The sequence below is a fragment of the Chitinophaga niabensis genome (assembly GCF_039545795.1).
GTDB classification, from domain to species: domain Bacteria; phylum Bacteroidota; class Bacteroidia; order Chitinophagales; family Chitinophagaceae; genus Chitinophaga; species Chitinophaga niabensis_B.
This window is the reverse complement of record NZ_CP154260.1, coordinates 4,873,912-4,899,463: the sequence shown is the minus strand read 5'-3', so window position 1 is coordinate 4,899,463 and position 25,552 is coordinate 4,873,912. Positions and strand designations below refer to the sequence as shown.

The following is a 25,552-nucleotide window of genomic DNA, read 5'->3' as shown; positions in this document are numbered from 1 at the left end:
GTTGATCAGATTTAGAGCCTGCCATTCCAGTAAGGTGTTTGTTTCATCATCAGGTTGTCTTTAAACAGCACACGCGGAATGGGCCAGTAGTTACGTCCAAAGGTGGCGCTGCCTGGATGCATGGCATCTTTGAAGATTCCATTGAAGGAATCAATACCAATATCAGTGCGTAGCAGGTCCCAGTAGAAATGTCCTTCTGCAAATAATTCGCGGCCTCTTTCCCAGATCAGTTCGTAGAAGAAATTAATACCTACCGCTGCAGGATCCACGTCCCCGATACCTGCACGGTTGCGGGTCTTGTTCAGCAGGATCCTGGCCTCAGGTTCCCTGTTCAGTTTATAGAGCGCTTCCGCCCTGAGCAGGATGATGTCAGACAAACGGAAGATGAGGATATTATTGGAATAGCGGGGATCCCTTCTCAGATCGCCGTCCCTGTAGATCACGTTGGAGTATTTCTTCAGCATCGTCATATCAAGCCTTACATCTTCATATAACCAGATCTTTTCACGCAGGTCGTTTTCTTCCCAAAAGAGGTTGTTCTTTGTACCTGGATGTACTCTCCAGGGCACGCCGTCTTTGTTGTTAGGTTCACGTGTTGCGAGGAAAGGCGCCCATAAAGTTTTCTGGCCTATTCCGTTCCAGGAAGCTTCACTTTGTTCATAGCTGATATTGATCTCAAAAATGGCTTCTGTGGATTTGCCGATGGCCATTTTGGAATATGCTGCGGAGTCTGTGATGAAAGTGAGCCCGTAAGTGCCTGGATTGGCTACCAGGTCGCGGGTGGCTTCTTCACATTTTGCATAATCCTTTATCCATGCATAGATATGTGCTTTCAATGCCAGCGCGCTTGCTTTGGTAGCTCTTATGCCGCGGTCGCTTGAGCTGATGGGGGATTGGGGAAGCATTTCAACTGCTTTGTCCAGATCGGCCAATGCCTGTTTCAGTACTATCTCCTGTTTCTCACGGCCATAGTTTTTAGCTTCTGCAACGTCTTCCACTGCTTCCAATACTAAAGGCACATCTCCCCATACGCGGGAAATAAAGAAGTAATTGTAGGCACGCAGGAAATAGGATTCTCCGAGATAATATTCCTTATGACCGGACTTGAAAGTATTTTCCGGAATGTCGGGGATCTTTTTGATCAGGAGGTTGGCTTGTGCAATGGCTTTGTAGAACTTGGTCCAGTTCTGCAGATTTTCCAGATAGCCATAATACACGCCATCAAAAGAACCATCGCGAAGCTGATGAATGGAATAATCGGAGGTATAGGTGATCTCAAAAGTATTGGCAGGTACATCGCCATACACATAATACCTGTTCTCATCTGTCAATGCATCGCGGAGCATGGAGTAACCACCCAGCAGGCCGGCTAATGCATCTTTATCTGTTTTCCAGAACTTATTGCTGGAAGGCACGTTTTTGCTCTCCAGTTCCAGTATTTTTTTACAGGAACTGCCTGCTATTAAGAACCAGGCGGTCATCAGTGCAGGAAGTATATATTTAAGTCGTTTCATGTTCATTCAGATTTGATGTGATCAGAAGCCAAAGTCTAAACCAATGGTGAATTTCTTGGGGATAGGATATCCGTCGCCGGTGTAAATACCATAGGCGTTCACGCCTTCTGCATCAGGGATATTGCTTTTCTGGAAGGTGTAAAGGTTATCTACTACCCCATACAGGCGGAGACGTTTGATCTTCAGTTTGTTCAACACCTGTTGGTTGAAGCTGTAACCCGCGGTGATGTACTTGATACGGAGATAATCGCCTTTCTCAATATACATGGTGGTCTTATCGAAGAAGCGGTATGGAGAACGTGTTCCATCTACGAGTGAAAAGGTGGGCAGCGTTGCATTGTCTCCGGGTTTCTTCCAGAAGTTCAGTTTGTTGATATCCATGATAGCTCTTGAGGCCAGGTTACGTTCACCATCCTCACCCGTAGCTTCGAAGAGGTATTCCAAACGGCGGTTCTCGTAGCTGTTCATGATATCTCTGCCTAATGTATAGCTCAGGAAAACACCCAGTGAGAAACCTTTATAAGTAAGATTGTTGAGGATACCACCATAGAATTTGGGATTGGGATCGCCACCAATGATCTGGTCCATAGGTTCTTTCAGGTCAAAGTTGCCATCCTGGTCTACCAGGATCGGGTCACCTGCATGGTAGTCCCAACCTACGAAGTTTTTCATCGGCTGACCGGTGAGCAGGTTGTAAGGCACGTCTTCCGGACGGGAGTAAATACCCTTGAATTCAAACACGTAGAACTGGTTTACAGGAAGACCAACTGAAAGCAGATAGTCTGAACCATATACGCCTGTATTATAATTGAAGATGATACTGCGTCCGCCGTTTGGCAATGCGGTGATCACGTTCTGGTTATAAGAGAAGGTAATGTCTGTATTCCATTGCAATGCGCTTTTTGGATTGAGGTTGCGGGTATTGATGGTTACTTCCACACCGGAATTGCGTAACCCGATGGCGTTGGTTTGTGCCAGGGTATAACCGCTCGCGTTAGGAAGCAGGAAGTCAAAGAATCCTTTCGTGAGTTCACGTTTGTATAGATCTACGATCAGGCGGATCCTGTCTTTAAAGAAACCTGCTTCCAACCCAAGGTTACCCTGCCTTGATTCTTCCCAGGAAAGATCTTTCTGCGCAATACCGGAGTAATAGTTTGGCGTGATCACAGAAGTACCGTTGTAAGAGGTTACCTCACCATTGTCTGCAAAGCCGGCCTGGTTCACGGTATAGTTATTGTATCCGAGGTAATTCCTTTCAGGCTGGTTACCGGTAATACCCCAGCTACCGCGGAGTTTCAGGAAGTTCACAAAGCCGAGAGAGTTTTCAAAAGCAGGTTCGTCTGATACGATCCATCCTAATGAAACGGAAGGGAAAGTACCCCAGCGGTTATCTTTACCGAATTTGGAAGACGCGTCCCTGTTGATCACGGCAGATAATAAATAGCGGTCTTTAAAGTCATAGTTCATCCGGAGGAAGATACTTTGCATGCCGGTTTCTTCTGTTGCAGAAGAGGTGTTGGAAAACTGTTTGTTGGCAACGTTCACCGCCCATGCATTGTCATTCGGAATGAGGTCTGCACTACCAAAGTTCCAGTTCCATTTAGTGTATTCCATATTGGTACCACCGATCAGGTTAAGATGGTGATTGCCGAATTTGGTGGAATATTCCAGTGTTGAAAAGAGGGATGCGATCTCTACTTTATCTGAATAGGAAGAAGCATATCCGTAACCATTATTCCGCACTACAGAAGGCTGAAAGTAGTTACGGCTGGAGTTCCTGTTTTCGTAGTTCACCGTTGTGTTGAACAGCAGGCCTTTTGCGAGGTCTACATTAAAGGCATTGGAGAACTGGAGGTTGTTGTTGATGTTTTTATCCTGGCGGTTATCATTGCCAAGCAGGTATTCCCTGGAGCTTTCCGTTAAGGAAAAGAAAGAGGAAGGAAGACTATAAGTGTCGAACGCAAAGAAGCTGCCGGTACGTTCATTGATAGCACGCGGGCGGTCTGTACGTGTTACACGGAAACGGCTTGTGCTGTTCAACCAGGGGGTTACCTTGGCATTGATACTGGCCAGGATGGAGTACCGCTTAAAGCCGGTATTTTTCACCACACCGTCTTCTTTATAGTGACCAAGACTGAGGCGGTAGTTGATAGCATCTGTAGCACCAGCCATGGAAAGATCATAGTTATTGATCATACCGGTCTGGTAGAAATAGCTTTGCCAGTCTGTTGCGTTGTTAAAGTCCGGGTTTAAGCTATCCGTTAACATCATCGGCAGTGTCTGGTTATCTGCAAAGCCGTTATAAAGGTTCAGTACATCCATTTTCATGCGGCGTTCTTCAGCGCCTGCCACTACTTCAATGAGTTTTGGCCTTTGTGTGATACCCACATAGGTGCTGAAATTGAATTCCGGTTTGCCGGTTTTTGCTTTACGGGTTTTGATGATGATGATACCGTTAGAGCCACGGGAACCGTAAATAGCGGCAGCAGAAGCGTCTTTGAGGATATCTATTGATTCTATATCATTGGGGTTGATACCGGCAATGGCGTTGGTACCTGTTCCGGATCCGTCTATACCACCAAATTCCGTCACGGAAGTAGGGATACCATCAATCACATAAAGCGGGGCACTCAATGCGCGTGCTTCATCATAACCACGCAATACAGAAGAGTTACCGCGTATTACAACGGAGTTACGGATCCCTGGTTCACCGGAAAAGTTTTGTACGTTCACACCGGATACACGGCCTTGCAGCATCATATCCACACTGGGGGCAGGAAGGTTGGCAATGGCATCACCTTTAACGGTAGCAATGGCTGCCGTGTTCTTACGGCGGGAAACTTCCTGGTAACCGATCACCACCACATCTCCCAGCATTTTGGAGTTTACTTCCAGCACTACATTCACGGTTGTTCTGCCGGCCACACTTACTTCCTGGTTATCATAACCGATAAAAGAGAATACGATGATCTTTGAATTGCCTTTTACAATGAGTGAGAAATTACCATTGACATCGGTAACCGTGCCAGTGGTTTTCAGGTCTTTGTCTGTGATTGTTACACCGGGTAAAGGAGCGCCGGTCTTGTCCTTCACGGTACCAGTCACCTTCTGTTCCTGTGCGAATCCATGCAGGCAAAGCAGGAGCAGGAACATCAGCTGGAGCGTTCTTTTAAACATAATTTTAAATTTTGGTTGTTGTGATAAGTTTTAGATCAGTGCTAATAATTCAATCAATAATTGGTACTAGGTCATTTTGTGTTTTTATGGTTAGGAATATATTTCAGCTATAAGCAGGCAATAAACGGCCATGCTGCTATGTAGGGATAGCAGTGTATATATTGCCCCGAGGGGCTTTAGAAGATGGCTATGTTGTTGTTAGGTGTTTATATTATCATGGTAAATACGTTAAAGAGTAACTCGTAAAGTCCCGTAATTAGATGCAAAATCGATTTAGTCAAATGTTCTGGAAGATATTCTCATTGGTTCGCTGATGTCTGATGATTAGTGATGTTTGATGATTAGCTGAATTTGTTGTTTTTCTGCGTCAAGTGTTTGATCTACTATCGTAGTAGTTTTTCTGATCACTGTTTTTGATGTACCATTTTTGGTTGATGTATTTGCGGATTGATCACTACATACCTGTTCGGTGTATAATGGCGTCACTATCCTGCTGGTAATCTTTTCTAAACTGATTTCGGTTCGCGATTTTGGTATATGATGCTCTACTCTGTGAATCTCGATCTAGATACTTTTGTTTTCTTATCCCGATTAAAAATGCTCTTTCTGCAACTAAACTATGACCTTATCCGGCAATATTAAAATTTGATAGTCCGATCTGACATAGTTGTGACTGATCCCGATTTCAACGATAAGATAAGCTGTTTTGTCGGTTAATTTTATAATTTCTTTAACAAATATCTGATGAACTTTTCTTGTGGGTGGGTGCCTTCTTAGATTCTTACACTGAACTGCTCATATTTTAACCCAAGTTCATGAGTGCTAAATACCTGGTTTATCAGGTTAGCAGGGCTCTAAATTGTCATGTATCTGTAAAGAGGGTCGCTTAGACGAAGTGTGCCGGTGAAAGCTTAATCGCTTAAAGTTTATTTTTTCGTATTAAACCCTGTTGTTCATTCCACGTCCAAATTCAAAATCACTTATATGAAAACAGGAATATTATTAGCCGCTATTGTTGGTTTCAGTTTTATAACTTCTTCTTCATTTGCACAGAAAAATCCTGACAGGCGTGAAGATGTGCGTGACCGCAGAGAGGATGTGCGTGATAGAAGAGAGAATGTACGCGATCGCCGTGAAGACCGCAGGGATGTACGGGAAGATGTACGTGATGCAAGACATGATGGTGGGATTAAAGACAGGATGGAAGATGTGCGCGATAAACGGGAAGATATACGTGATAGAAGAGAAGATGTGCGTGATCGCAAAGAGAACCGCAGGGATAGAAGGGAGGACAGGAGGGATAGGAAGTACTAAGGAGTATTCGTGAAAAGGAAACACTGAAAGGGATTGGCAATAAAGGAAACACTATTGGCCCATTCACAATAAAGAATACTGGCAATGCTAAGGCACATTCACAATAGAAAATACCGGCACTAAAGTACATTCACAATAAAGAATACTGGCAATGCTAAGGCACATTCACAATAGAAATACCGGCACTAAAGTACATTCACAATAAAGAGTACTGGCAATGCTAAGGCACATTCACAATAGAAAATACCGGCACTAAAGTACATTCACAATAAATATAACCTTGGAAAAAAGCAAAGAGGAATTGCATGTCCATGCAATTCCTCTTTAATTTGGGTTTTTCTATTTAAGAAGATAGCTACACTATTTTGAAAAGATAGCCTCAAGCTTTTTCTGCAATGCTTCTTCCCGAAGATCTTTCGCAATCACTTTACCGGAAGGGTCCAGCAGAAAATTGGTGGGTACAGCCCTGATACCGTATTCTTCTACAATAGCGCTTTTCCAACCTTGCAGATCACCAACATGCGCCCAGGTAAGACCATCCTTGGCAATAGCTGCTAACCACGCATCTTTCTTGGTATCCAGTGTAACACCTACAATAGTGAACCCTTTTTCATGGTACTTGTTGTAAGCAGCCACCACGTTCGGATTTTCCTTCCTGCAGGGACCGCACCAGCTGGCCCAGAAATCTACCAGTACATATTTGCCTTTGAGGCTGGAGAGTTTTAACGGAACGCCTGAAGTATCTGCGAGCGTGAAATCAGGTTTTGCCCCGATCCCAGTCTTAGAAGCAATCCTGCGGGTTTCTGTTATCTCTTTGCCATAAGCTGAATTTTGCGCGGCAGGTTTGAGCATAGCAAAAGTGCGTTCCACTTTTTCAGGTGCAGGATAATTGATGTAACGGTCAATAATGATAAAGGGAGAAACAGGTGAAGCGGGATATTTTCTGATGAAGTTCACTACAGCGGAATCCAGTTCATTGCCGAGATCATCAAAAGCTTTACGGACTGCGGCGCGGGCCACGGTATCCTTTGCTTTGTCAGCAGCAGCTGATTGCTCATATAGCGGCCCTGCCTTTTGCGCGATGGATTGCCAGGTTTTACTCCATTCTTTCCACTGCGCCTGACTTTCACTGCCACTGAACTGAACATCATTAAAAGTGCTGTCTGCCGTAATCGTCATTACTTTATTCTCTGCGAAGAAGCCGAAACCTCTGCGCATGCTATCTACACGGAGGAAATAGAAGTAAGCGCCGGGCGATTTCCCTTTAAAAGTAAAACTGCCATTCTTCATCATCACAGAATCTATGATGTTTTTCTTTCCTTCCTGGTGGGAGAGGTACACTTTTCTGTCAGGAATGTCCTTCACTTTCCCATTAATTACGAAGGACTGCGCTTGGGTTAAAGTGCTGCATCCTATCACGGTCATTAAGCAGGCGATGATCTTTTTCATGCAATGTATTTTTAAGGTTATGGTACTTTGTATCCAAGGTCTACGATCCTTGCAAAGCCACTGTAAACATTTGTATAAGTAGTGAAATCTCCCACGGCGGAAACATCGAAGAAATATACTTTACTTTCTGTGCCCGTCCAGGTCACAGCTACCAGTTGAGAAGTGCCGGCTGGTACGCGGTTGAACTTCATTTTGATAACCGTTTCACCTGCAGGGAAAGTGAATTGCGGAACAGTGATATTGGATGTGGTTTCGTATTTGTATAGCTTGTTACCTACACCGTAATAGATATGCGGAGTGAGGGTGGAAGATGCAGCCGCCGTCATGTTCACAATATCCGGCGCACTCATCTGTGTTTTAAGCAGGGTAATGGCAGGTGCCGCGGTAGTAGCCACTGTTTTGAACTTCAGCAGCCAGGGGGTATTGGTTTCGTCTTTGAATACGCAGTTGTATTCACGTACTACGTTCGCAGAATCCATATACAAGAGGTCCATGCCTACGTTGTTCATATCAAATACAGTACTGGCAGCCCCGGGGAACGCATTCAGCACAGTACCCCCTGCACTGTAGAAACGTTTGTTCAGTGCATCATATACTGTAACGGTATAAGTAGTACCACCGGCTACATATGGTGCCAGGGTATAATTCTGATTACCGGCAGGAGTGAGAAGGGATGCTCCCCATTTCTTCGATCCCGGGAAACCGCCCACCAGGTTGGTATGCAGCTTGCCGTCATTGATAGCCACACCTAATGAACCGGATAAGTTAACACCGGTACTGCTGCTGGCCCATGTATGCCTTGCAGGTTTTACGATGGATGGTGCAGCGTAGAAGAGGTAACCATAGTTGAATTTTTTCAGCATGGTCTGGTAGCTCAGTTCCATACCATCTGTTTCCGTGAGCAGATAGATCTTTTTGGAAGAAGGAGAGAGGTCGTCTGTGATCTGGAAAGGTGTGATCTCCAGTTTCACTGGTTTGCCCATTGGGTTTGCTGCGTTCAGGGAGGAATACACATTCCTTTCAACGCTGCCATTTGGCAGGATCATAGAGAAATCACCTACACCCGCTTTATCTTCCAGGAACATCCATCCCTGTGCATACTTATTAATGATGGTAAGATTGTAAAAGAGGAAAGAACTCACGCCGGTGCGTTTATCCGTTACCTTATAGGTAAGACGGTAGTTCTGGCCTAAAGAGAACGGTGGCTCCGTGATCTTTACCGCGAGGTTGCGGGTGGTAGCGATCACCGTTTTGGGTAAGTTGTAACTGCTGGCCGGAGAATTATCAAACACCATCCATTCAAATGTAAGGTTCTCTTCATTTGGTGCGGTAGTTTGCGTGATCTTCGGATTTATCTTCAGTGTATCCCCAAAAGTGATGGGAACATTAACTGCGCCATAGGTGTCAGTGATCTGCAGTTTGTTGAGCTCTGCATAAGTGTAGTTGCCCTTGTCTTTATAACAACTGCTGAACAACACGGTCAGTATGCATATGATGGTTAGATTAGCTTTCATGTAGATTCATTTGATCTGTTAAGGGAATACAACGCGAACGCCGTTTTCATCCAGCATGGGGCCATTGGCCTGTTCATAATTATAGAGTGCCAGCTTTACGGTTTGGATCAGGAAGTTCTGATCGCCCGGGAAAATGGTACTGTTCCAGTCTGTTTTACCAGTGGCCTGGATCATGAATTTGAACTTTGTAGTAGAGTATACACCAAAGCTTACGGCAAGGCGGGAATCCCATGATGCGGGTTTCAGCAATTGATCATTGAAGCTGATCTTATAATGCTGGCGGTCATACACGTTAAGCCCGGGTTTATCTCCATAACCGGGTTTAAAATCCTTGGATTCCACCACCGTAAAATCGATCGTAACGATGCTGTCTTTCAATCCTGGTTTACGATAGAGGTATACCGGTATCCTTACTTCATATGCATTAGCGGGCATTACCAGCGGCCCCATGTTATAATGGTAACCGGCTTTGGCTTTGGAAGAATCAGCGATCTTTAGTTTGATCTCTCTGTCTTTATCCGTAGCGGTACCCATGATACGTAGGGTGAGGTACACCGTGTCTGTCATCAACGTTGCAGCTTTAACACCGAAGGAATAATCCGTACTGTCAGGATTAGTGGCAAACCTGGAAAAGTAGACCCGGGGATCTTCCTTGTACATGAGCCTGTCGTCTTTGCCACAGGCGGCCAGTATCACTGTAAGCAGCAGGAAATAATATATATATGATCTCATCTTCTTTCCGTTTTTTATTTACCAAATTCAATTTCAGCCAGCGGCCGTGGGAAGATGTATTTCGCTTCCGTCATCGGGTTGCCTACACCATCAGGGATAGTTACCGTATTCTTGCGTTTGAAGTAGTACCATAGTTGTCCTTCTCCATAGAATTCTTTCCGGTATTCTTTCAGTATTTCAGCTTCCAGATTTGCGGATGTTGCCAGGGCAGGTAATCCACGGGCTACCCTCACTGTGTTGAGATAAGGTAATCCCTCATCTGCTGTGGCGGCAGCTTCTGCGGCGATGTAATACATTTCGGACAAACGCATTACAGGGATGAGTTTTTGTTTTACGTTATCCTGGTTATCCGTATGGTATTTCCTCGTGTATACATAAAAGATGTTCACGATGGTAGCGCTTGTCCACAAAGGTTTTGAAGCACCTGGTATACGGATGTCTGTTCCATAACCGGGTTGGGTCACTTCATACATGGCCTCCACTTTTGAGAGCGTGCTGTACAGGTCACGGAGATCGTTGTTGTTGTTGGACGATTGTTTGAAGATGTCTTCCACTACTCTTCTCAGATCAGACACATAAATGGAAAAGATGTGTTCTGATGAAAAGGTCATGTCGGAAGCAACACTGGCAGCATCGTTATTGATCTCTGCGGCGGTGATGAAACGGAACTTCTTACCATCTATCACTTCTTTGGCATACTTCAGGGCATTCACTTTATCTCCTTTATAGAGGTACAGTCTTGCCAGTGCAGCTTTCACCGCCCAGTAGTTCAGGTGGTTCTGGCGGTACATCAGGAAAAGGTCTACAGAAGTAGCGCCCTGGTTCTGAGCGATCTGATCTATGTCTTTATTTACAGCCAGCAATGTTTCTGCTTCCAGTAATTCCTTTTCGCACTTGTTCGTCACAGCAGCTACAGTTAGCCTGTCCTGCGGCAGGATAGTGAACTGCTCCATGTAAGGGATAGCAGGTTTTTCCATGTTGGCTGTATTGTAAGCCGGTGCATAGAGGCGCAGCAGGTCAAAATGCAGGAAGGCACGCATGCCGATGGCTTCTCCTTTAATGATGCTATAGGTATTATCGTCCAGGATATCCCTGCGGCTATCGATGTTTTTCAGGATGTAATTCGCCTGAGCAATGGCGGAATAAGCAGCACCCCATATTTCACTGATCTTACGTTCCACATTCAGCGCGCCGGTTGTAGTGGCCGTGTAATTATACCTGGCCAGGTTGCCATACCAGTTGCCGGTACTTGCTTTATTCTCATACCTGCCGGCCAGTACGTCCAGCACACCAAAACTCAGGCTTTGGCCATACAGGGAGTCTGTTGCTGTACGCTGATAAAGACCGAAGAGGGCATCAATGAACCCCTGACGGCTGGAGAATTGTTCCGATTCCTTGATCTGTGTTCTGGGTTTTACGTCCAGCCATTTTTTACAGGAGGCCAGTGAAATGGCAACTCCCAGTAAACAGATCAGGCTATATTTTCGACTGAATTGCATGTTCGTATTTTTAAGCACTAGAAACTGGTTTGTAATTGCAGGCTGAAAGTGCGGCTGAATGGATAGATCAGGCCGCGTTCCCTTTTAATACTGGTAAAACGGAACAGATCGCTGGTAAAGAAAGTGATGCGGGTATTCTGCAAACGCAATCTTTTATTCAATTGATCCGGGAACCGGTAATAAGCAGATAAGCTTTCGCAGATCAGTTCATTATTATCCTGTACAAACCGGGAAGAGGCTTTGGTTTCGTCTGTTTGCATGCCCCCGGCATTGGTGAAGCCTTTAAAGAAAGTATGGTCACCGGGTTTCATCCAGCGCTCTTCATACACTCTCCTGTCCACATTGTAATAGGTGTACGCCACATTCTCTACGCGGTCGATCAGCGTTTGGTTGTAAGCCTGCCCGCCGTAACGGAAGCGGAAGAATACATTCATCCCAATACCATTGATCTCTACATTGGTACCAAAAGTACCTTCTACACTAGCCCTTGTATCTCCCATGATCACCTGGTCCAGCGGATCGTAAGTATTGGTGAGGGTGCCATCTCTTTTCCTGTAGATCTCCACACCGGTGGATGGATCAATACCCAGTGATTCCACTACCCATATGGCTGAAATGGAACGCCCTGCTGCAAAGCGCGGCAGCGGCAGCGTTGATTTGGAAGTATCTGCCTTTTTGTTCATCTGGGCAATGGTATTCGAGATCCTTTCAATGGTGTTCTTCACAGAGAAAGCATTCACGAATATGGACCAGTTGTTCCTGTTCCTTGGATTATTGATGATATTGTAACGTGCGTTCACTTCCCAGCCTTTGCTCAACACATCGCCCATGTTATCAGAATAAGAGCTGAAGCCGGAAGAAGGAGCGGTGGAAATATTTACTACACTTCCTTTCGTTCTTTCAACAAAATAGTTGGCTGTGATATCCAGCTTATTGAAAAGGGTGATATCTGCGCCGAAGTTATTCTTGAAAGTTTGCTGCCATGCCAGTGCGGAATTGCCATACCCCATTAAACGGCTACCCAGTACGCCACGGTAGTCAACATCTGCATAATAACTACTGGTGGTGATGCCCAGGAAGCTGGGGAAGTTTTGTGAACCTGTGTAACCTACTGAGTAACGCAGTTTAAGACGATTGATGAAACTGAGGTCTCGTAAAAATTTTTCATGATGGAGGTTCCATCCGATACCGGCAGACCAGAAAGGTGCAAAGCGTTTTTCTGCTCCGAACTGGGATGATCCATCGAGGCGGTAGGAGAGATCTAAGAGATAACGGTTGTCATAAGAATAACTCATATTGGCGAGGTAACCTGCCAGCCGGGATATGTTTTCCGATCCGAAAGGTTTACCACCCGTAGGGTAGCGGCTGCCCAGGATGATCTGGTCCAGCCTCGGATTGGGGAAACCCTGTGCTTCATAGTATTCTATACCATTGCCTGTTTCCTGTACATTCAGGCCCAGGGTGGCAAATATAAGATGCCGGTCTATCTTCTTATTGAAATCAGCCATCAGCATCCCTTCCAGCATGTTCTGCCTGCCATAGTTCTTTACATAAGAACCTTTTTCGTAAGTAGGTTTGGCAACGAAAGAAGTATGTTGTGCAGGTTTGAAATCATTTAATTCATCCACCTGTTTTGTATAGGCAAGGCGGCCGGAAAAACGTAACCAGGGAAAGGCCTGCCATTGTGCAGACAAGTTATTGGTGATGGCCTGGTTCTTTGAAAAGCTGGCAATGTTCAGACTGGCATTATACAAAGGATTTACCGGCCTGCCCGCAGCACCGCCATCAAGATTGTCGTACCTGTCAAAGTTGGTTAACCGCACGCCGTCTACTGTACGTACATCTTCCAGGTAGATCAGCGGGTTACCTTTCTCATCATAAGGTGTCCAATAAGGATTTAAGCGGGAATACTGGCTAAAGGAACCGTAGGGGGAATTGTCTCCTCTGTTGAAACTCAGTGTGAGGTCATTCCTGAACTGGAAGTTCTTGAAACGGTAACTGAGATAGGAATTCCCCATGATGTTCGTACGGCTGGAACCTTTCATGGTACCCTGTATATTATCGTAGGTAAGGCCGACGCCATACAGGGCATCATTTGCGCCGCCTTCCACATAGATATTGTGTTTGTGGCCTACGCCGGTGCGCAGTGGTTTGGATAACCAGTCTGTATTCACACCACGTTCCACATTTGCTTTTCTCTGATTATAGTAGTATTTATATTGCTCATCCAAAAAATTGAAAGTGTTATTGTATACGCCTGTTTTCACTTCGAGGTCCAGTTTCTCACGGGCATTCAGCAGATCATAACCGGTAAGGTCTGGTACATCCGTTCTTAAGGTAGCATTATAGGTAACCCTCAATTGCCCGCTGGTAGGGCGGATGGTTTCAATCACTATAACGCCGTTCGCAGCCCGGGAACCATAAATGGCGGTGGCTGCGGCATCTTTAAGGATATCTACTTTAGCAATGCGGTTAAGGTCCAGATTATTGATCCGTGAAAGGGTGGTTTCAAAACCATCCAGGATAAACAGGGGCACATTGGGTGCGTTGGAATAGTTGAATACATTGGAAGTGCTGCTCTGGCTGGGATCAACCAAACTGTTCCCACCTCTCAACACAACTTCCGGCAACTTATTTGGATCGGAACCAAAGCTGATATTCTCCGGCATCTGGAAGGAAGGGTCCAGTGATTTGAGTGCCGTGAGCACATTTGAATTGGTTACTTTATTCAGATCTTCATTAGTGAAGGAAGAAGCAGCACCGGTGAAGTTTTGCTTAGGGCGGCTGAAGATCCCTGTGATCACCACATCCTTAATAGATTGCTGTGATGTTTGCAACTGGTATATAAAACGCCCGTCTTTATCCGGTTTCTGTAATTGCGTTTCATAACCCATGAAGCTGATCTGTAACTGATCGCCTTTATTGATCTTCAATACAAAGTCCCCGTTAAGATCTGTAATGGCACCGGTGCCGGTTCCCTTAACAGCAACGGTGGCACCAACTACCGGCTCTTTTGTTTTAGCATCCAGCACCCTTCCTTTTATTTCAATGGGAAGCACCTGTACCGGCTTTTCCTCTTTTGGTAAAGGAGCGGTTTTGAGGATGATGGTGTTGTTGGAAATAGTGTAGCTGAGCGGCTGACCTTTGAGTGCCAGCGCCATCACTTCTTCCAGTGATGCACCGGAAACCTGTATGGTTACAGGTTTGGTGGCTTGCAAAGAAGCGTTGTTGTAAAGGAAAGCAAAACCTGTTTGTTTCCTTACTTCCCTGAAGAGCCTGGTCAGCGGCATGTCTTTTACAGACAGCGTAACTTTTTGTGCATACACACTGGCAGTTGCCTGCATAAAAACAAGCAATAGGCATAGGGCCAGCAGGTTGGTTCTTTTACCTGGCCGCAAATGGGCAATACGAAGCCCTGCCACCCCGGGAGGTGACTTTAAATAGTCAGTTAGTTTCATACTAGACGATACTTTTTAAAAAGTAATTAATAGCAACAAATGCGCGCTCAGCCCGCGCGGAATAGCCAGTTATATCACTGGTCCTGATTCAATGGTTGATCGTTAATATCTGTTCCTGCCAGTATTATTATGGCATGGCAATAATTTTCTTTCTTTCTATCTCAAAATGTACAGCATCGGTAAGCTCCAGCATCTTCAGGACTTCCGATAATTTCTCATGTCTCGATATTTGGCCAGTGAATTCGTTGTTCCGTATTTTATCGGTTGAAAAACTTATTTCTACATCGTACCAACGGCTTAACCTGCGCATGATATTGTCCAGGTTATCGTTGTTGAAAACAAACATCCCGTCTTTCCAGGCGATGGCATCTTCCATAAATGGATCTGTTACCACTTTGAAGCGACCATCTTTGTAGACCTGCATTTGCTGACCGGGGCGAAGCAGGTTATCCTTTATTTTCACCGCTCCTTCAAACAGGGAAGTTTTGATAGCATGCTCATCCGTATAGGCCATTACATTGAAGTGGGTGCCCAATACTTCCACATTTACATCTGCCACGCTTACAATAAAAGGCGCCTGTGCATTGTGTGCTACTTCAAAGTAAGCTTCTCCGGTAAGTTTCACATTCCGTTCTTTCCCGGTGAATTCTGCAGGGAAGTACAGGGATGATTCTGCATTCAGCCAAACCTTTGTGCCATCGGGCAGCATGATCTGGTATTGTCCTCCGCGGGGCGTTACCACTTTATTATAATGAATCTCCTGGCTTGCAGGCTGGTTGCTGCTTTGGTAAGCGAGCTGTCCGCCGGCTGTTTTTAAGATCGTTGTATTACCCTGTTTGCCTAATGCGCCATTCCGGGAGCTATCCAGTTCAATGGTAGTGCCATCATACAGTGTAAGGATGGCTTTATTGGTACCGGGTGCTGCATCTTCTTTATAAGGATGCGTTTTGGTTGTTTGTACCTGTTTATTTCTTTGCAGGAAATAAGTTCCGGCAGTGATCAATAATAAGATGGCAGCAGCAGCAGTCAGGCGTTTTATCCATGGCTGGCGTTTAACCGTTTTATCGGCGATGGCCTGTTGCATGCGAAGACGGAGGGCTTCTCCGTCCACCGGCAATTCTTCGTGCACCTGAATGCTGTCGTACCAATCGTGCAGCATTTTTTGTTCTGCTTCAGTAGCCGTCCCTTCCAGGAACTTTTGTGCCAGTTTATTGATTTGTTCTTGTTCCATGGTTGATTGTGGAAGGGTGTTTCTTATATAGAGTGCTTTGGAATGCACTTACCCTTAGTGTGGAGAAAATATTTTTTACAGGAACCAGGAAAAGAAGTGAAATGCTTTTCCCAGGTTGAGGCGAATAACTTTTAAAGCTTTGGTGAGGTGGGCTTCTGCGGTTTTGCGGGATATATTCAGTTCACGGGCCACATCTTCAAGGGGCTGGTCATAGAGTTTATTGGCGCGGAATACCAGGCGGCACTTTTCAGGGAGTTCACAACTTAATTTATCCACGATCTCCAGCAGGAGTTTGTGATCTACATCTTTTGCATCCGTAACGGCAGGGTTGAGACCACCGGCGGAAAGCTGATGCTGCTGGCGTTGCTGTTCCCGGGCCATCCTGCGATAGACGGCATAACGGATCATGGCAGCCAGGTATTTGGAAAGACTTTCTATATGGAGGTCATGGCGTTTTTGCCAGATAGTGATAAATGCATCCTGTACTATTTCTTCTGCGGCGGTGGAATCTTTGAGATGATGAAAAGCAGTGGCATACAACCGGTCCCAGTATCGGCTGTAGATCTCATTGAACGCTATCCGGTTGTCTGCTTTGATTAAATCCAGTAATGCGTCATCCTCAAAAGTGGCCAGTGCATGCATAACAAAAACTAATACTGCATCTTATTTTTTGATAATTTCTATCTAAATGGTTGATTATTTGCACAAAATACACAATTATGGCTAATTGGCTGGTAATTTATTTTATTGCTTCGTAAAACGGATCTCCTGGCCGCCTTGCTTTACTACCAGGCCTCCATTCTCAAAACGGTTGTCTGAAGGCGCATCCATAATCACAAAATCCTTGTTGGAAGTAAAGTACATCTGCATGGTATTGCCCATATTCTGCCTGATGAAAAGGGTGTTATCCTTTTCGGTCACGGTAAGCGTGATGTTCTGGAATTTGTAAATGCCCGGGTATTGTTTCAGTGTGTCTGCAGGTACTGTAGCCAGTGAACGAACACTGGTCCTGTTGAATTCATTCCATCCGTAAGTGCTGCCTATGCTCCTCATTACTTCGGAGATCACTTCAAAATTATCAGAATTCACCATTACCACAACGCCATTGCCGCCTTCCAGGCTTCCATAGTATACACATCTGAAACCTGCGTTCCCGCCATTGTGATTAAACCATTTGTTATCCATGATGAAAACCCCCAGCCCTGCACTTTTATCAATATAAGGTGTGAGCCGCTTTTGGGTCATGGCCTGCGATAATACTTTGGAAGACTTGCCTTCATAAGCCAGTTGTGTTTCAATGATGTATTTACTCAGGTCCACCGGATTCGTCCATAAGCCGGCAGCGCCCATTTCAGGATAAACATGGTATTTTCCTTCCACCGGATTACCATTTGCCCGGTACGCCGTGGCCAGCAGGTCTTTTTTGGAAGCAGGGGCAGGTTGTGTATAAAAGCTGCCGGTCATGCCCATAGGGTCCAGCACTTCTTTTTGCTGGTATTGATCATAGGGCCTGCCGGTTTGTTCTGTAAGGATCAGTTGTGATATGGTGGTGCCGCCGCCGGAATACTGAAAGCGTTTGCCTGAAGCAAATGCAGGTTTCACTTCCGGGGAGTTGGCAGGTTTTTTTCCCTGCAGGATCTGTTGCACGGTAGGCAGCGTGTCCTTTACATCATAGCCTCCAAACCCGTGTACCGTAAGGCCCGCCGTATGGCTCAGGAGATTGGCGATAGTGATCTTACCGGAATCTGCAGAAGGATGCCAGCTTTTAAGGTATTTGTTGATGTCTTCGTCCAGGTTCAGTTTATTTTGTTCCACCAGTTTTAAGATGCCCACTGCATTCAGGGATTTACTGATAGAGGCGGCCTGAAAAAGTGTTTGCGTGGTAACGGGCCTTTTTTCTTCCACATCCGCAAAACCATAACCACGTGCCCATTCCAGTTTGTAATTCCTGATCACGGCAATGCTGATACCCGGCACCCTGTAATATTTCATCCGTTCCAGGAGGTTGAGCTTTACGGGAGGCGCATTGTCGAAAGACACCCAGCTGCCCAGGCTGTTTTCTACCTGGCGGATCTTTTCTTCTGTTTCAGCGGAATATTTTTCCTGGGAAAAGCAACTGGCGGTTAAGAACAATAGTAAAATGGATGTAGTGTAGCGCATTGGAGCAAGGTTTAGATTGATATGAAGATAACAAAAAAAGAGGCGAGTATCCCTATCTTTGCGAACATGACGCGTTGGGAAAACTACATCATTGCTGCAGAGAAGATCATCACAGGTTATAACGGAAGTTTACCCCTGCATCATTATCTTAAAACATTCTTCAAGGCGCATCCGCATATGGGAAGCCGTGACAGGAAAAGGGTGCAGCAATTGGTGTATCACTTTTTCCGGTTGGGCAACTGGCAGCAAAACCTGCCGCTTAAAGAAAGGATCTTGCTGGGCACCTTCCTGTGTGAACAGGGGCCGGATGAATTGCTGACCTTCTTTAAACCGGAATGGGATGTAACGGCTTCGTTTGAAGATAAACTTGCGGCCCTGGGGCTCCAATGGTCTGTCTTCCCTTTTGCAAAACATCTGTCTGCCGGCATTGATGCAGAACAGTTTACGCGTTCCTTCCTGCAACAACCTAAATTATTCCTGCGTGCGCGGCCTGGTAAATTAGCTGCCATTCTTCGTTTGCTGGAAGGGAATTACGTCTATGAACAGATCGGCGCTAATACGATTGCATTGCCCAACGGCACAAAAACAGAACTGATCATCCCGGATAAGAGCTGGTATGAAGTGCAGGACCTGTCCTCACAGGAAACCGGCCTCCGTTTTCATCCAAAGGCCGGAGAGCATTGGTGGGATTGCTGTGCTGCCAGTGGTGGTAAATCCATTCTGCTGCATGACCTGCAACCCGCGATTCATCTTTTTGCCAGTGATGTGCGAGCCAGCATCCTGGAGAACCTCCGCAAACGTTTTGCGGAAGCCGGCCTGAAGAATTATAGTTCAAAAGTGCTGGACCTTACTTCGCCTGCTTTGCGGGCATCTATGCCCCGCACCCAATTTTCGGGTATTATACTTGATGCGCCCTGCAGTGGTTCCGGCACCTGGGGGAGAACACCGGAGAGTATCACTTTTTTCAAAGAAGCACAGATCTCAGAATATGCCGCCCTGCAAAAACAGATTGCCCGTAATGTGGTTCCTTTTCTGGCGCCGGGGGGAACATTGATTTATATCACCTGTTCCGTGTTCCGGGAGGAAAATGAGGAGGCTGTGGCCTTCCTGGAGCAGGTCTGTGGGTTGAAGATAGAGGAGAGTGGGATTGTGAGCGGGTATCAGCGGAATGCGGATACCATGTTTGTGGCGGTGGCGAGGAGGGAAGGATAATGGTGGCGAAAGATTAATGGATTGCAGGCTGCTTTTGTGGCAAACAGTATCGAAAAATTAGCCAATAGCAGGCTGCTTTTGTGACAAACAGTATCGAAAAATTAGCCAATAACAGGCTGCTTTTGTGACAACCAGCCTTAGGACTAATTTATTGTCGCAAAACGCCCGCGGCGGGTAATCGACTTTTTAGCGTAAACCTGCCATGGTAGCTTCATCCTTGCTTCATCCTAGCTTCATGTTGCTTGCCAGAGCGGGTTTAAGCTACTTTGAAGCTAGGATGAAGCAAGGATAAGAATAAAAAAAGGGGCTGTTCCATTATGCCGGAACAGCCCCTTTTTGTCTTTATATTAGAATTTAACGGCGAATGATCCCGCCGCCTAATACATCATCTCCTTCATAAAATACGGCAGATTGTCCGGGTGCAATACCCTTCACCTGCTCATAGAAATTCACTTTCACGGTATCATTGGCGCCGGTGTAAACATTGGCCAGGGTACCTTTATCCTTATACCGGATCTTCACAATAGACTCTATGCCCTCCGGCAGATGGTCATATTTGCCGAAATTGATACCGCCTACCGTCATTTCACTGCGGTTCAGTTCATGTTCCTCACCCAGCACAACGGTATTGGTTTCCGGGATGATCTCTGTAACAAAGATGGGTTTGCCCAAAGCAATATCCAGCCCTTTACGCTGCCCGATGGTATAGAAGGGGTAACCTTTATGTTTACCCACGATAGTGCCGTCTGCGAGTACAAAATTGCCTCCGTTCACCCTTTCTTCCAGGCCATCCACTTTACGTTTCAGGAAACCGCGGTAGTCATTATCCGGCACAAAGCAGATCTCGTAGCTTTCCGCCTTTTTGGCCAGTTCAGGATAACCGAAGTCCATAGCCATCTGGCGGATCTCCGTTTTACGGTATCCACCCAGGGGCAGCAGGGTACGTTTCACCACATCCTGGTCCAAACCCCAGAGCACATAACTCTGGTCTTTGGTTTCGTCCACACCTTTGCTGATCACGCCGCGGCCATTCTCCATACGGAGTTTGGCATAATGGCCGGTAGCAATGAATTCACAATCCATCGCATCCGCCCGTTTCATCAGGGCGCGCCATTTTATATGCGTATTGCACAACACACACGGATTGGGTGTGCGGCCGGCAATGTATTCATCCACGAAATTGTTGATCACAAAATCCCCGAATTCATCCCTGATATCTAAAATGAAGTGCGGAAAGCCATGATGTACGGCAGCAGCCCGGGCGTCATTGAAAGAGTCCAGGTTACAGCAGCCCGTTTCCTTTTTGGAAGGTCCGGCAGAAGCGTAATCCCAGGTCTTCATGGTGATGCCCACCACTTCATAGCCTTGCTCATGGAGCATCAGGGCAGTGACTGTACTGTCAATCCCCCCGCTCATGGCAACCAGCACTTTTCCAAGCTTGCTCATCTGTTAATTGGTTAAGGATGCAAAATTACTGAAATCCTGTTAAAGGGGTAGGTTTAGCTTATAGATACTGATGATGGGCATATAGTTGCTAATTACCAGATACTGCATAAATATTAACCAATCAGGTATTTACAACGTTTGATTTGCATTATATCCGCAAATCTTTAGTAAATTGTCAATAATTTCGAATACTAACTATATATTTATCGGCTAAACAGTTTAGTTATTTAATAAATTTCGCATGCATGCTTTCGAGATTGAATAGAAAACACGTTATGAACAATCCCGCCTGGGGCATTACACCTGAATACTTCCATTATCCTGAAAAAGTGCTGCAGTTTGGTACAGGCGTACTTTTAAGAGGACTGGTAGATTACCTGATAGACAAGGCTAACAAAAAAGGTCTCTTCCAGGGAAGGGTGGTAGTGGTAAAATCCACAGATGGGCCGGCAGGCGCTTTTGCTGCACAGGATGGCCTCTTTACTACACATATTAAAGGAATTTCTCAAGGGGAGCCGGTTGATCAATACTTAGTGAACGCTTCTATTAGCCGTACTTTGCAATCGAATGCAGAGTGGGAGGCAATATTGGAAGCTGCCACACAGCCTGGCCTGGAGATTATCGTATCCAACACTACCGAAGTGGGGATCCAGTATGTGGAAGAGAATGTAGCCGCCGGGGTGCCCGTTTCCTTTCCGGGAAAATTGCTGGCCATTCTTTACAAACGATATAAGAAACACCCGGCCCAGGGATTCATTATCATACCAACTGAACTGGTGGTGGATAATGGCAAACTCCTCAAAGAGATCGTATTACAGCTGGCCGCCTTTAATAAAATGCCGGAAGCATTTGTTGAATGGATCTCTTCCGCCAACAAATTCTGCAGTTCCCTGGTAGACAGGATCGTGCCGGGTAAACCCAAGAACCTGAAGGAATGCTGGGAAAAAGCCGGTTATGAAGATGAGTTATGGATCGAATCAGAACCATTCCTCCTCTGGGCCATTGAAGGAGATGCTTCCGTTGCCCAAAAACTCTCTTTCCACCAGGCAGATGCCAGGATGCTGATAGCACCCAGCATTACACCTTATCGTGAGCAAAAATTAAGGATCCTGAATGGTAGCCACACCGCAGCTGTTGCCCTGGGTTACCTTTCCGGTTTGAATACCGTATACGAATGTATGCAGGATGCCTACATGCGCCGTTTCTTTGAAACTGCTGTGTTAGAGGAGATCCTGCCCACACTCAGTGCATTGGGGCCTCAGACTGCAGTATTTGCGCAGGATGTGCTCGACCGTTTTGCCAACCCTTCTATTGAACATAAACTCATAAGTATTACCTTTCAGCAAAGTTCTAAAATGAACGCCCGTAATGTGCAGACCCTGCTGCGCTACCGGGAAGCTAAAGGTGTATTACCCGAAATGCTGATCTTAGGGTTTGCCGCTGCGTTACTTTTCCTGAAACCTGTGCGCGTAACGGATGGTAAATATCAGGGACAACGCAAAGACGCGTTCTACGATATTACTGATGACAATGCACCCATTTTTGCAGCTTATTGGCAGTCCGTTGAAACCCCAGGCTACACGGAGGTTTCCGGTATGGTGCGCAGTATTTGTGGCGACAGCCGCCTGTGGGAAACTGATCTCAATAATATCCCGGGTTTTGCGGATACCGTAACCGATCACCTGGTTGGTATGATGCAGAATGGTGTAAAAGCATACGTTACAAATCACTCTAAGGTTTTATAAGCAGCGCAATGAAAACTTTCTTATCGGAAGACTTTTTACTCAAAACAGAAACGGCTAAAAAGTTATACCACGACTACGCGAAGGACATGCCGGTAATTGATTACCACAATCACCTGCCTCCTGATCAAATAGCGGACAACCATCAATTTGCTACCATCACAGAAGCCTGGTTAAAAGGTGATCACTATAAATGGCGCGCCATGCGTGCAAACGGGGTGAATGAAGAACTCATTACCGGTGGCTCGGATGACTGGACCAAGTTCAAAGTCTGGGCGGAAACGGTTCCCTATACCATGCGTAATCCTTTGTATCACTGGACGCATATGGAACTGCTGAATCCCTTTGGCATAAAAGAGGTACTGAATGGCGATAACGCTAAAAGCATCTACGAAACCTGTAATGCACAGCTGCCAAAATTCAGTACCAAGTCTTTGTTGCAGCATTACAAAGTAGATGCACTCTGCACAACAGACGATCCTGCTGATCCGCTGACGTTTCATGAAGCCATCAGCAAACAGGGTTTTGCCACTAAAGTATTGCCTACTTTCCGTCCGGATAAAGCCATGGCAGTAGAAGATCCTGCCAGCTTTAAAGCCTATCTGCAAAAGCTGGGCGCCGCTGCGGATATTGATATCAACAGTTACAGTGCATTGCTGGCGGCCTTGAAGAAAAGGCACGATTACTTCCATGCAAATGGCGGAAGACTTTCTGACCACGGGCTTAACTTCTTCATATATGCTGATTTTACAGAAGCAGCATTGGAGCAGGCATTTAAAGATGTAATGGCTGGCAAACAACTGGACGATGCTGCTATAGCTATGTTCAAATCTGCCACGCTTCATTTCATCTGCCTTTGGAACCATGAAAAAGGCTGGGCACAACAGTTTCACGCCGGTGCTATCCGCAATAATAATTCCCGTTTACTGAAACGTTTAGGCGCAGACGCGGGTGTGGATTCTATTGGTGACTGGCCTATGGCTGAAGCCATGAGCCGCTTCTTCGACAGGTTGGATAAAGAAGATAAACTGGCAAAGACCATCGTATATAATCTGAATCCTTCTCATAACGAAGTATATGCTACCATGGTGGGTAATTTCCAGGATGGAACGGTTGCAGGTAAAATGCAGTTCGGCTCCGGCTGGTGGTTCCTTGACCAGAAAGATGGCATGGAAAAACAAATGAACGCCCTCAGCAATATGGGCCTTCTGAGCAGGTTTGTAGGTATGTTAACTGATTCCCGCAGTTTCCTGTCATATTCAAGACATGAGTATTTCAGAAGAATATTGTGTAATTTGATCGGTAATGATGTGGAGAACGGCGAACTGCCAGGGGATCTTCCATGGTTAGGAAAGATGGTACAGGATATCAGTTACAATAACGCCAAAGCCTATTTTAATTTCTAATGCAGCCGGTATCAGTTATAACATTTGGAGAAATATTACTGCGCCTTTCCCCGGAATGGGCGCAGCAGCGTGCAGCCATCTTTGTAGGTGGAGCAGAAGCTAATGTGGCCGCAGCTTTAGCTACCTGGGGAAATACCGTGGCATATATCAGTAAAACACCTGAAAATGGCCTGAGCCGCCAGATCCTGGAACAGTTACAAACGATCGGTATTCAAACAGACAGGATGTTATGGGGAGGAGACCGCATTGGTGCTTATTACCTGGCGCAGGGATCTGACCTGAAACATGCAGAAGTGGTGTACGACCGCAAATATTCCAGCTTCAGTGAGATCAAACCCGGAACAGTGAACTGGGATGATCTGCTGGGCGATGCAAAATGGTTCCACTGGAGTGCTATTTCACCAGCCCTCAATCCGGATGCCGTGATCATTTGCAAGGAAGTGCTGGAAGCGGCTACCCGTAAGGGAATGACCATTTCCACAGATCTGAACTATCGCAGCAAACTCTGGCAATATGGTCAGCAGCCCATCAATGTGATGCCGGAACTAACCAAGTATTGCCATGTGATCATGGGCAATATATGGGCCGCCAATATGATGCTGGGCACACCGCTTAACCAGGAAGCCATTGCAGCAGATACAAAAGAACAATACCTGCAGGCCGCGAAAGATGCAGCTGCAGCTATTATAGCGCAATTCCCTGTATGTAACAGGGTAGCATTCACTTTCCGTTTTTCCAGTGCACCCTCGCATAATTTATATTATGCCGTATATTGGAAGGACGGGGAATTGTTTGTTTCCAGGCAATACGAAACAAATGAAGTGGTAGACAGGGTAGGAAGCGGAGACAGTTTTATGGCCGGCCTGATCCATGCCAACCTGAATGGATACTCGAACCAGGAAACTATTTCCTACGCCGCCGCAGCAGCATACACCAAGCTGTTCCGTACCGGTGATTTTAATTTGACAGCAAAGGAATCTATCACACAATTGATGTAAGAGAAAATGACACCACAGCCAGATATTATTTTAAAAGCATTTGAATCCTCCAAAATAGTACCGGTATTCTATCATGATGATCCGGAAGTTTGTTGCGATGTAATGCGTGCCTGTTATGAAGGAGGGATCCGTGTATTTGAATTCACCAACCGCGGAGAAAACGCCAGGCAGAACTTTGCCCGCCTGCGTGACCTGAAAACTACCACCATGCCGGATATGTATCTTGGTATCGGCACCATTAAAAGTGCAGCAGACGCAAAGACCTTCACGGAAATGGGAGCAGACTTTATTGTGAGCCCGATCGTAGATGTTGAAACAGGAAGTTATTGCCAGTCACAGAACATTTTCTGGGTACCGGGTTGTATGACGCCGTCTGAAATAGCAGTGGCAGAGAAAAACGGTGCCACACTCGTTAAATTATTTCCCGGCAGTTCATTAGGGCCGGGTTTTGTAAAAGCCATCAAACCCTTATTCCCCACTACCCGATTTATGCCAACCGGGGGCGTGGAACCGGAACAAAGTAACCTGCAAACCTGGTTTGATGCAGGCGTAGTGTGTGTAGGCATGGGATCTAATCTCCTGGCTAAATCCACTATTGAAAACAAGGACTGGAAAGGATTAAGTGCAAAAGTGGCGCAAACGTTTGCATTTATCAGGGCGTTGCAGTAATTTGACCGAAGAAGTATTTATCCTAAACAAT

17 protein-coding genes are annotated in these 25,552 nt (G+C 45.9%); 6 read left to right on the top strand and 11 right to left on the bottom strand.

All coding sequences use genetic code 11. From position 1 onward, the window contains the following. Positions 1 to 11 precede the first annotated feature (11 nt). Both AAHN97_RS19420 and AAHN97_RS19415 read right to left on the bottom strand, forming a co-directional pair. A complete protein-coding gene (locus tag AAHN97_RS19420) occupies positions 12 to 1,514 on the bottom strand; it encodes a RagB/SusD family nutrient uptake outer membrane protein (protein WP_343303736.1) in 1,503 nt (500 codons plus the stop codon). A 21-nt stretch (positions 1,515 to 1,535) separates the two neighbouring features. Further along, positions 1,536 to 4,691, bottom strand: coding sequence for a SusC/RagA family TonB-linked outer membrane protein (locus tag AAHN97_RS19415; protein WP_343303735.1), 3,156 nt, complete (start codon positions 4,689 to 4,691; stop codon positions 1,536 to 1,538). Between the two features lie 984 nt (positions 4,692 to 5,675). On the opposite strand from AAHN97_RS19415, the gene AAHN97_RS19410 reads away from it, so the two are divergent. Next, a complete protein-coding gene (locus tag AAHN97_RS19410) occupies positions 5,676 to 6,005 on the top strand; it encodes a hypothetical protein (protein WP_343303734.1) in 330 nt (109 codons plus the stop codon). A 360-nt stretch (positions 6,006 to 6,365) separates the two neighbouring features. Here AAHN97_RS19410 and AAHN97_RS19405 read toward each other — a convergent pair whose 3' ends face one another. From AAHN97_RS19405 to AAHN97_RS19370, 8 genes are all read right to left on the bottom strand, one after another. Beyond that, entirely contained in the window at positions 6,366 to 7,454 is a 1,089-nt protein-coding gene (locus AAHN97_RS19405) for a TlpA disulfide reductase family protein (protein WP_343303733.1), read from the bottom strand. Between the two features lie 17 nt (positions 7,455 to 7,471). Further along, positions 7,472 to 8,968 carry a PKD-like family lipoprotein gene (locus AAHN97_RS19400; RefSeq protein WP_343303732.1) on the bottom strand — a complete coding sequence of 499 codons (1,497 nt, stop codon included), beginning with the start codon at positions 8,966 to 8,968 and terminating at the stop codon, positions 7,472 to 7,474. 18 nt (positions 8,969 to 8,986) lie between these two features. After that, positions 8,987 to 9,700: a DUF4843 domain-containing protein gene (locus AAHN97_RS19395; RefSeq protein WP_343303731.1), complete on the bottom strand. Its 714-nt coding sequence runs from the start codon at positions 9,698 to 9,700 to the stop codon at positions 8,987 to 8,989. Positions 9,701 to 9,714: 14 nt separating this feature from the next. Then, positions 9,715 to 11,199 (bottom strand): RagB/SusD family nutrient uptake outer membrane protein, encoded by a 1,485-nt coding sequence (locus AAHN97_RS19390; protein ID WP_343303730.1) that lies wholly within the window; start codon positions 11,197 to 11,199, stop codon positions 9,715 to 9,717. Positions 11,200 to 11,216: 17 nt separating this feature from the next. Further along, positions 11,217 to 14,657 carry a SusC/RagA family TonB-linked outer membrane protein gene (locus tag AAHN97_RS19385; RefSeq protein ID WP_343303729.1) on the bottom strand — a complete coding sequence of 1,147 codons (3,441 nt, stop codon included), beginning with the start codon at positions 14,655 to 14,657 and terminating at the stop codon, positions 11,217 to 11,219. Positions 14,658 to 14,784: 127 nt separating this feature from the next. Continuing rightward, positions 14,785 to 15,888 carry a FecR family protein gene (locus tag AAHN97_RS19380; RefSeq protein WP_343303728.1) on the bottom strand — a complete coding sequence of 368 codons (1,104 nt, stop codon included), beginning with the start codon at positions 15,886 to 15,888 and terminating at the stop codon, positions 14,785 to 14,787. A 75-nt stretch (positions 15,889 to 15,963) separates the two neighbouring features. Beyond that, positions 15,964 to 16,530, bottom strand: a complete 567-nt coding sequence (locus tag AAHN97_RS19375) for an RNA polymerase sigma factor (protein WP_343303727.1) — start codon at positions 16,528 to 16,530, stop codon at positions 15,964 to 15,966. A 102-nt stretch (positions 16,531 to 16,632) separates the two neighbouring features. After that, entirely contained in the window at positions 16,633 to 18,048 is a 1,416-nt protein-coding gene (locus AAHN97_RS19370; protein ID WP_343303726.1) for a serine hydrolase domain-containing protein, read from the bottom strand. Between the two features lie 21 nt (positions 18,049 to 18,069). Between AAHN97_RS19370 and AAHN97_RS19365 the strand changes: the two genes are divergently transcribed. After that, positions 18,070 to 19,260 carry an RsmB/NOP family class I SAM-dependent RNA methyltransferase gene (locus AAHN97_RS19365; protein ID WP_343303725.1) on the top strand — a complete coding sequence of 397 codons (1,191 nt, stop codon included), beginning with the start codon at positions 18,070 to 18,072 and terminating at the stop codon, positions 19,258 to 19,260. Positions 19,261 to 19,614: 354 nt separating this feature from the next. Here the strand turns inward: AAHN97_RS19365 and mnmA are convergent, their stop codons facing one another. After that, positions 19,615 to 20,706: a tRNA 2-thiouridine(34) synthase MnmA gene (gene mnmA / locus AAHN97_RS19360; RefSeq protein WP_343303724.1), complete on the bottom strand. Its 1,092-nt coding sequence runs from the start codon at positions 20,704 to 20,706 to the stop codon at positions 19,615 to 19,617. A gap of 245 nt (positions 20,707 to 20,951) precedes the next feature. Here mnmA and AAHN97_RS19355 point away from each other — a divergent pair, with 245 nt between their 5' ends. From AAHN97_RS19355 to AAHN97_RS19340, 4 genes are read left to right on the top strand one after another with little or no spacing between them, the layout of a single operon-like run. Further along, a complete protein-coding gene (locus AAHN97_RS19355; protein WP_343303723.1) occupies positions 20,952 to 22,451 on the top strand; it encodes a tagaturonate reductase in 1,500 nt (499 codons plus the stop codon). Positions 22,452 to 22,459: 8 nt separating this feature from the next. Continuing rightward, positions 22,460 to 23,854, top strand: coding sequence for a glucuronate isomerase (gene uxaC / locus AAHN97_RS19350; protein ID WP_343303721.1), 1,395 nt, complete (start codon positions 22,460 to 22,462; stop codon positions 23,852 to 23,854). After that, positions 23,854 to 24,852, top strand: coding sequence for a sugar kinase (locus AAHN97_RS19345; protein ID WP_343303720.1), 999 nt, complete (start codon positions 23,854 to 23,856; stop codon positions 24,850 to 24,852). The genes uxaC and AAHN97_RS19345 overlap by 1 nt, the downstream gene beginning before the upstream one ends. A 6-nt stretch (positions 24,853 to 24,858) precedes the next feature. Continuing rightward, positions 24,859 to 25,521 (top strand): bifunctional 4-hydroxy-2-oxoglutarate aldolase/2-dehydro-3-deoxy-phosphogluconate aldolase, encoded by a 663-nt coding sequence (locus AAHN97_RS19340; protein WP_343303719.1) that lies wholly within the window; start codon positions 24,859 to 24,861, stop codon positions 25,519 to 25,521. The last annotated feature ends 31 nt before the right edge of the window (positions 25,522 to 25,552 follow it).

Coding starts and splice junctions, on each gene's coding strand:
- AAHN97_RS19395 (WP_343303731.1), bottom strand. CDS start 9,700: ATGAGATCATATATATATTATTTCCTGCTGCTTACAGTGATACTGGCC.
- AAHN97_RS19345 (WP_343303720.1), top strand. CDS start 23,854: ATGCAGCCGGTATCAGTTATAACATTTGGAGAAATATTACTGCGCCTT.
- AAHN97_RS19370 (WP_343303726.1), bottom strand. CDS start 18,048: ATGCGCTACACTACATCCATTTTACTATTGTTCTTAACCGCCAGTTGC.
- AAHN97_RS19400 (WP_343303732.1), bottom strand. CDS start 8,968: ATGAAAGCTAATCTAACCATCATATGCATACTGACCGTGTTGTTCAGC.
- AAHN97_RS19365 (WP_343303725.1), top strand. CDS start 18,070: ATGAAGATAACAAAAAAAGAGGCGAGTATCCCTATCTTTGCGAACATG.
- AAHN97_RS19420 (WP_343303736.1), bottom strand. CDS start 1,514: ATGAAACGACTTAAATATATACTTCCTGCACTGATGACCGCCTGGTTC.
- AAHN97_RS19380 (WP_343303728.1), bottom strand. CDS start 15,888: ATGGAACAAGAACAAATCAATAAACTGGCACAAAAGTTCCTGGAAGGG.
- AAHN97_RS19390 (WP_343303730.1), bottom strand. CDS start 11,199: ATGCAATTCAGTCGAAAATATAGCCTGATCTGTTTACTGGGAGTTGCC.
- AAHN97_RS19410 (WP_343303734.1), top strand. CDS start 5,676: ATGAAAACAGGAATATTATTAGCCGCTATTGTTGGTTTCAGTTTTATA.
- AAHN97_RS19375 (WP_343303727.1), bottom strand. CDS start 16,530: ATGCATGCACTGGCCACTTTTGAGGATGACGCATTACTGGATTTAATC.
- mnmA (WP_343303724.1), bottom strand. CDS start 20,706: ATGAGCAAGCTTGGAAAAGTGCTGGTTGCCATGAGCGGGGGGATTGAC.
- AAHN97_RS19415 (WP_343303735.1), bottom strand. CDS start 4,691: ATGTTTAAAAGAACGCTCCAGCTGATGTTCCTGCTCCTGCTTTGCCTG.
- AAHN97_RS19405 (WP_343303733.1), bottom strand. CDS start 7,454: ATGAAAAAGATCATCGCCTGCTTAATGACCGTGATAGGATGCAGCACT.
- AAHN97_RS19355 (WP_343303723.1), top strand. CDS start 20,952: ATGCTTTCGAGATTGAATAGAAAACACGTTATGAACAATCCCGCCTGG.
- AAHN97_RS19340 (WP_343303719.1), top strand. CDS start 24,859: ATGACACCACAGCCAGATATTATTTTAAAAGCATTTGAATCCTCCAAA.
- AAHN97_RS19385 (WP_343303729.1), bottom strand. CDS start 14,657: ATGAAACTAACTGACTATTTAAAGTCACCTCCCGGGGTGGCAGGGCTT.
- uxaC (WP_343303721.1), top strand. CDS start 22,460: ATGAAAACTTTCTTATCGGAAGACTTTTTACTCAAAACAGAAACGGCT.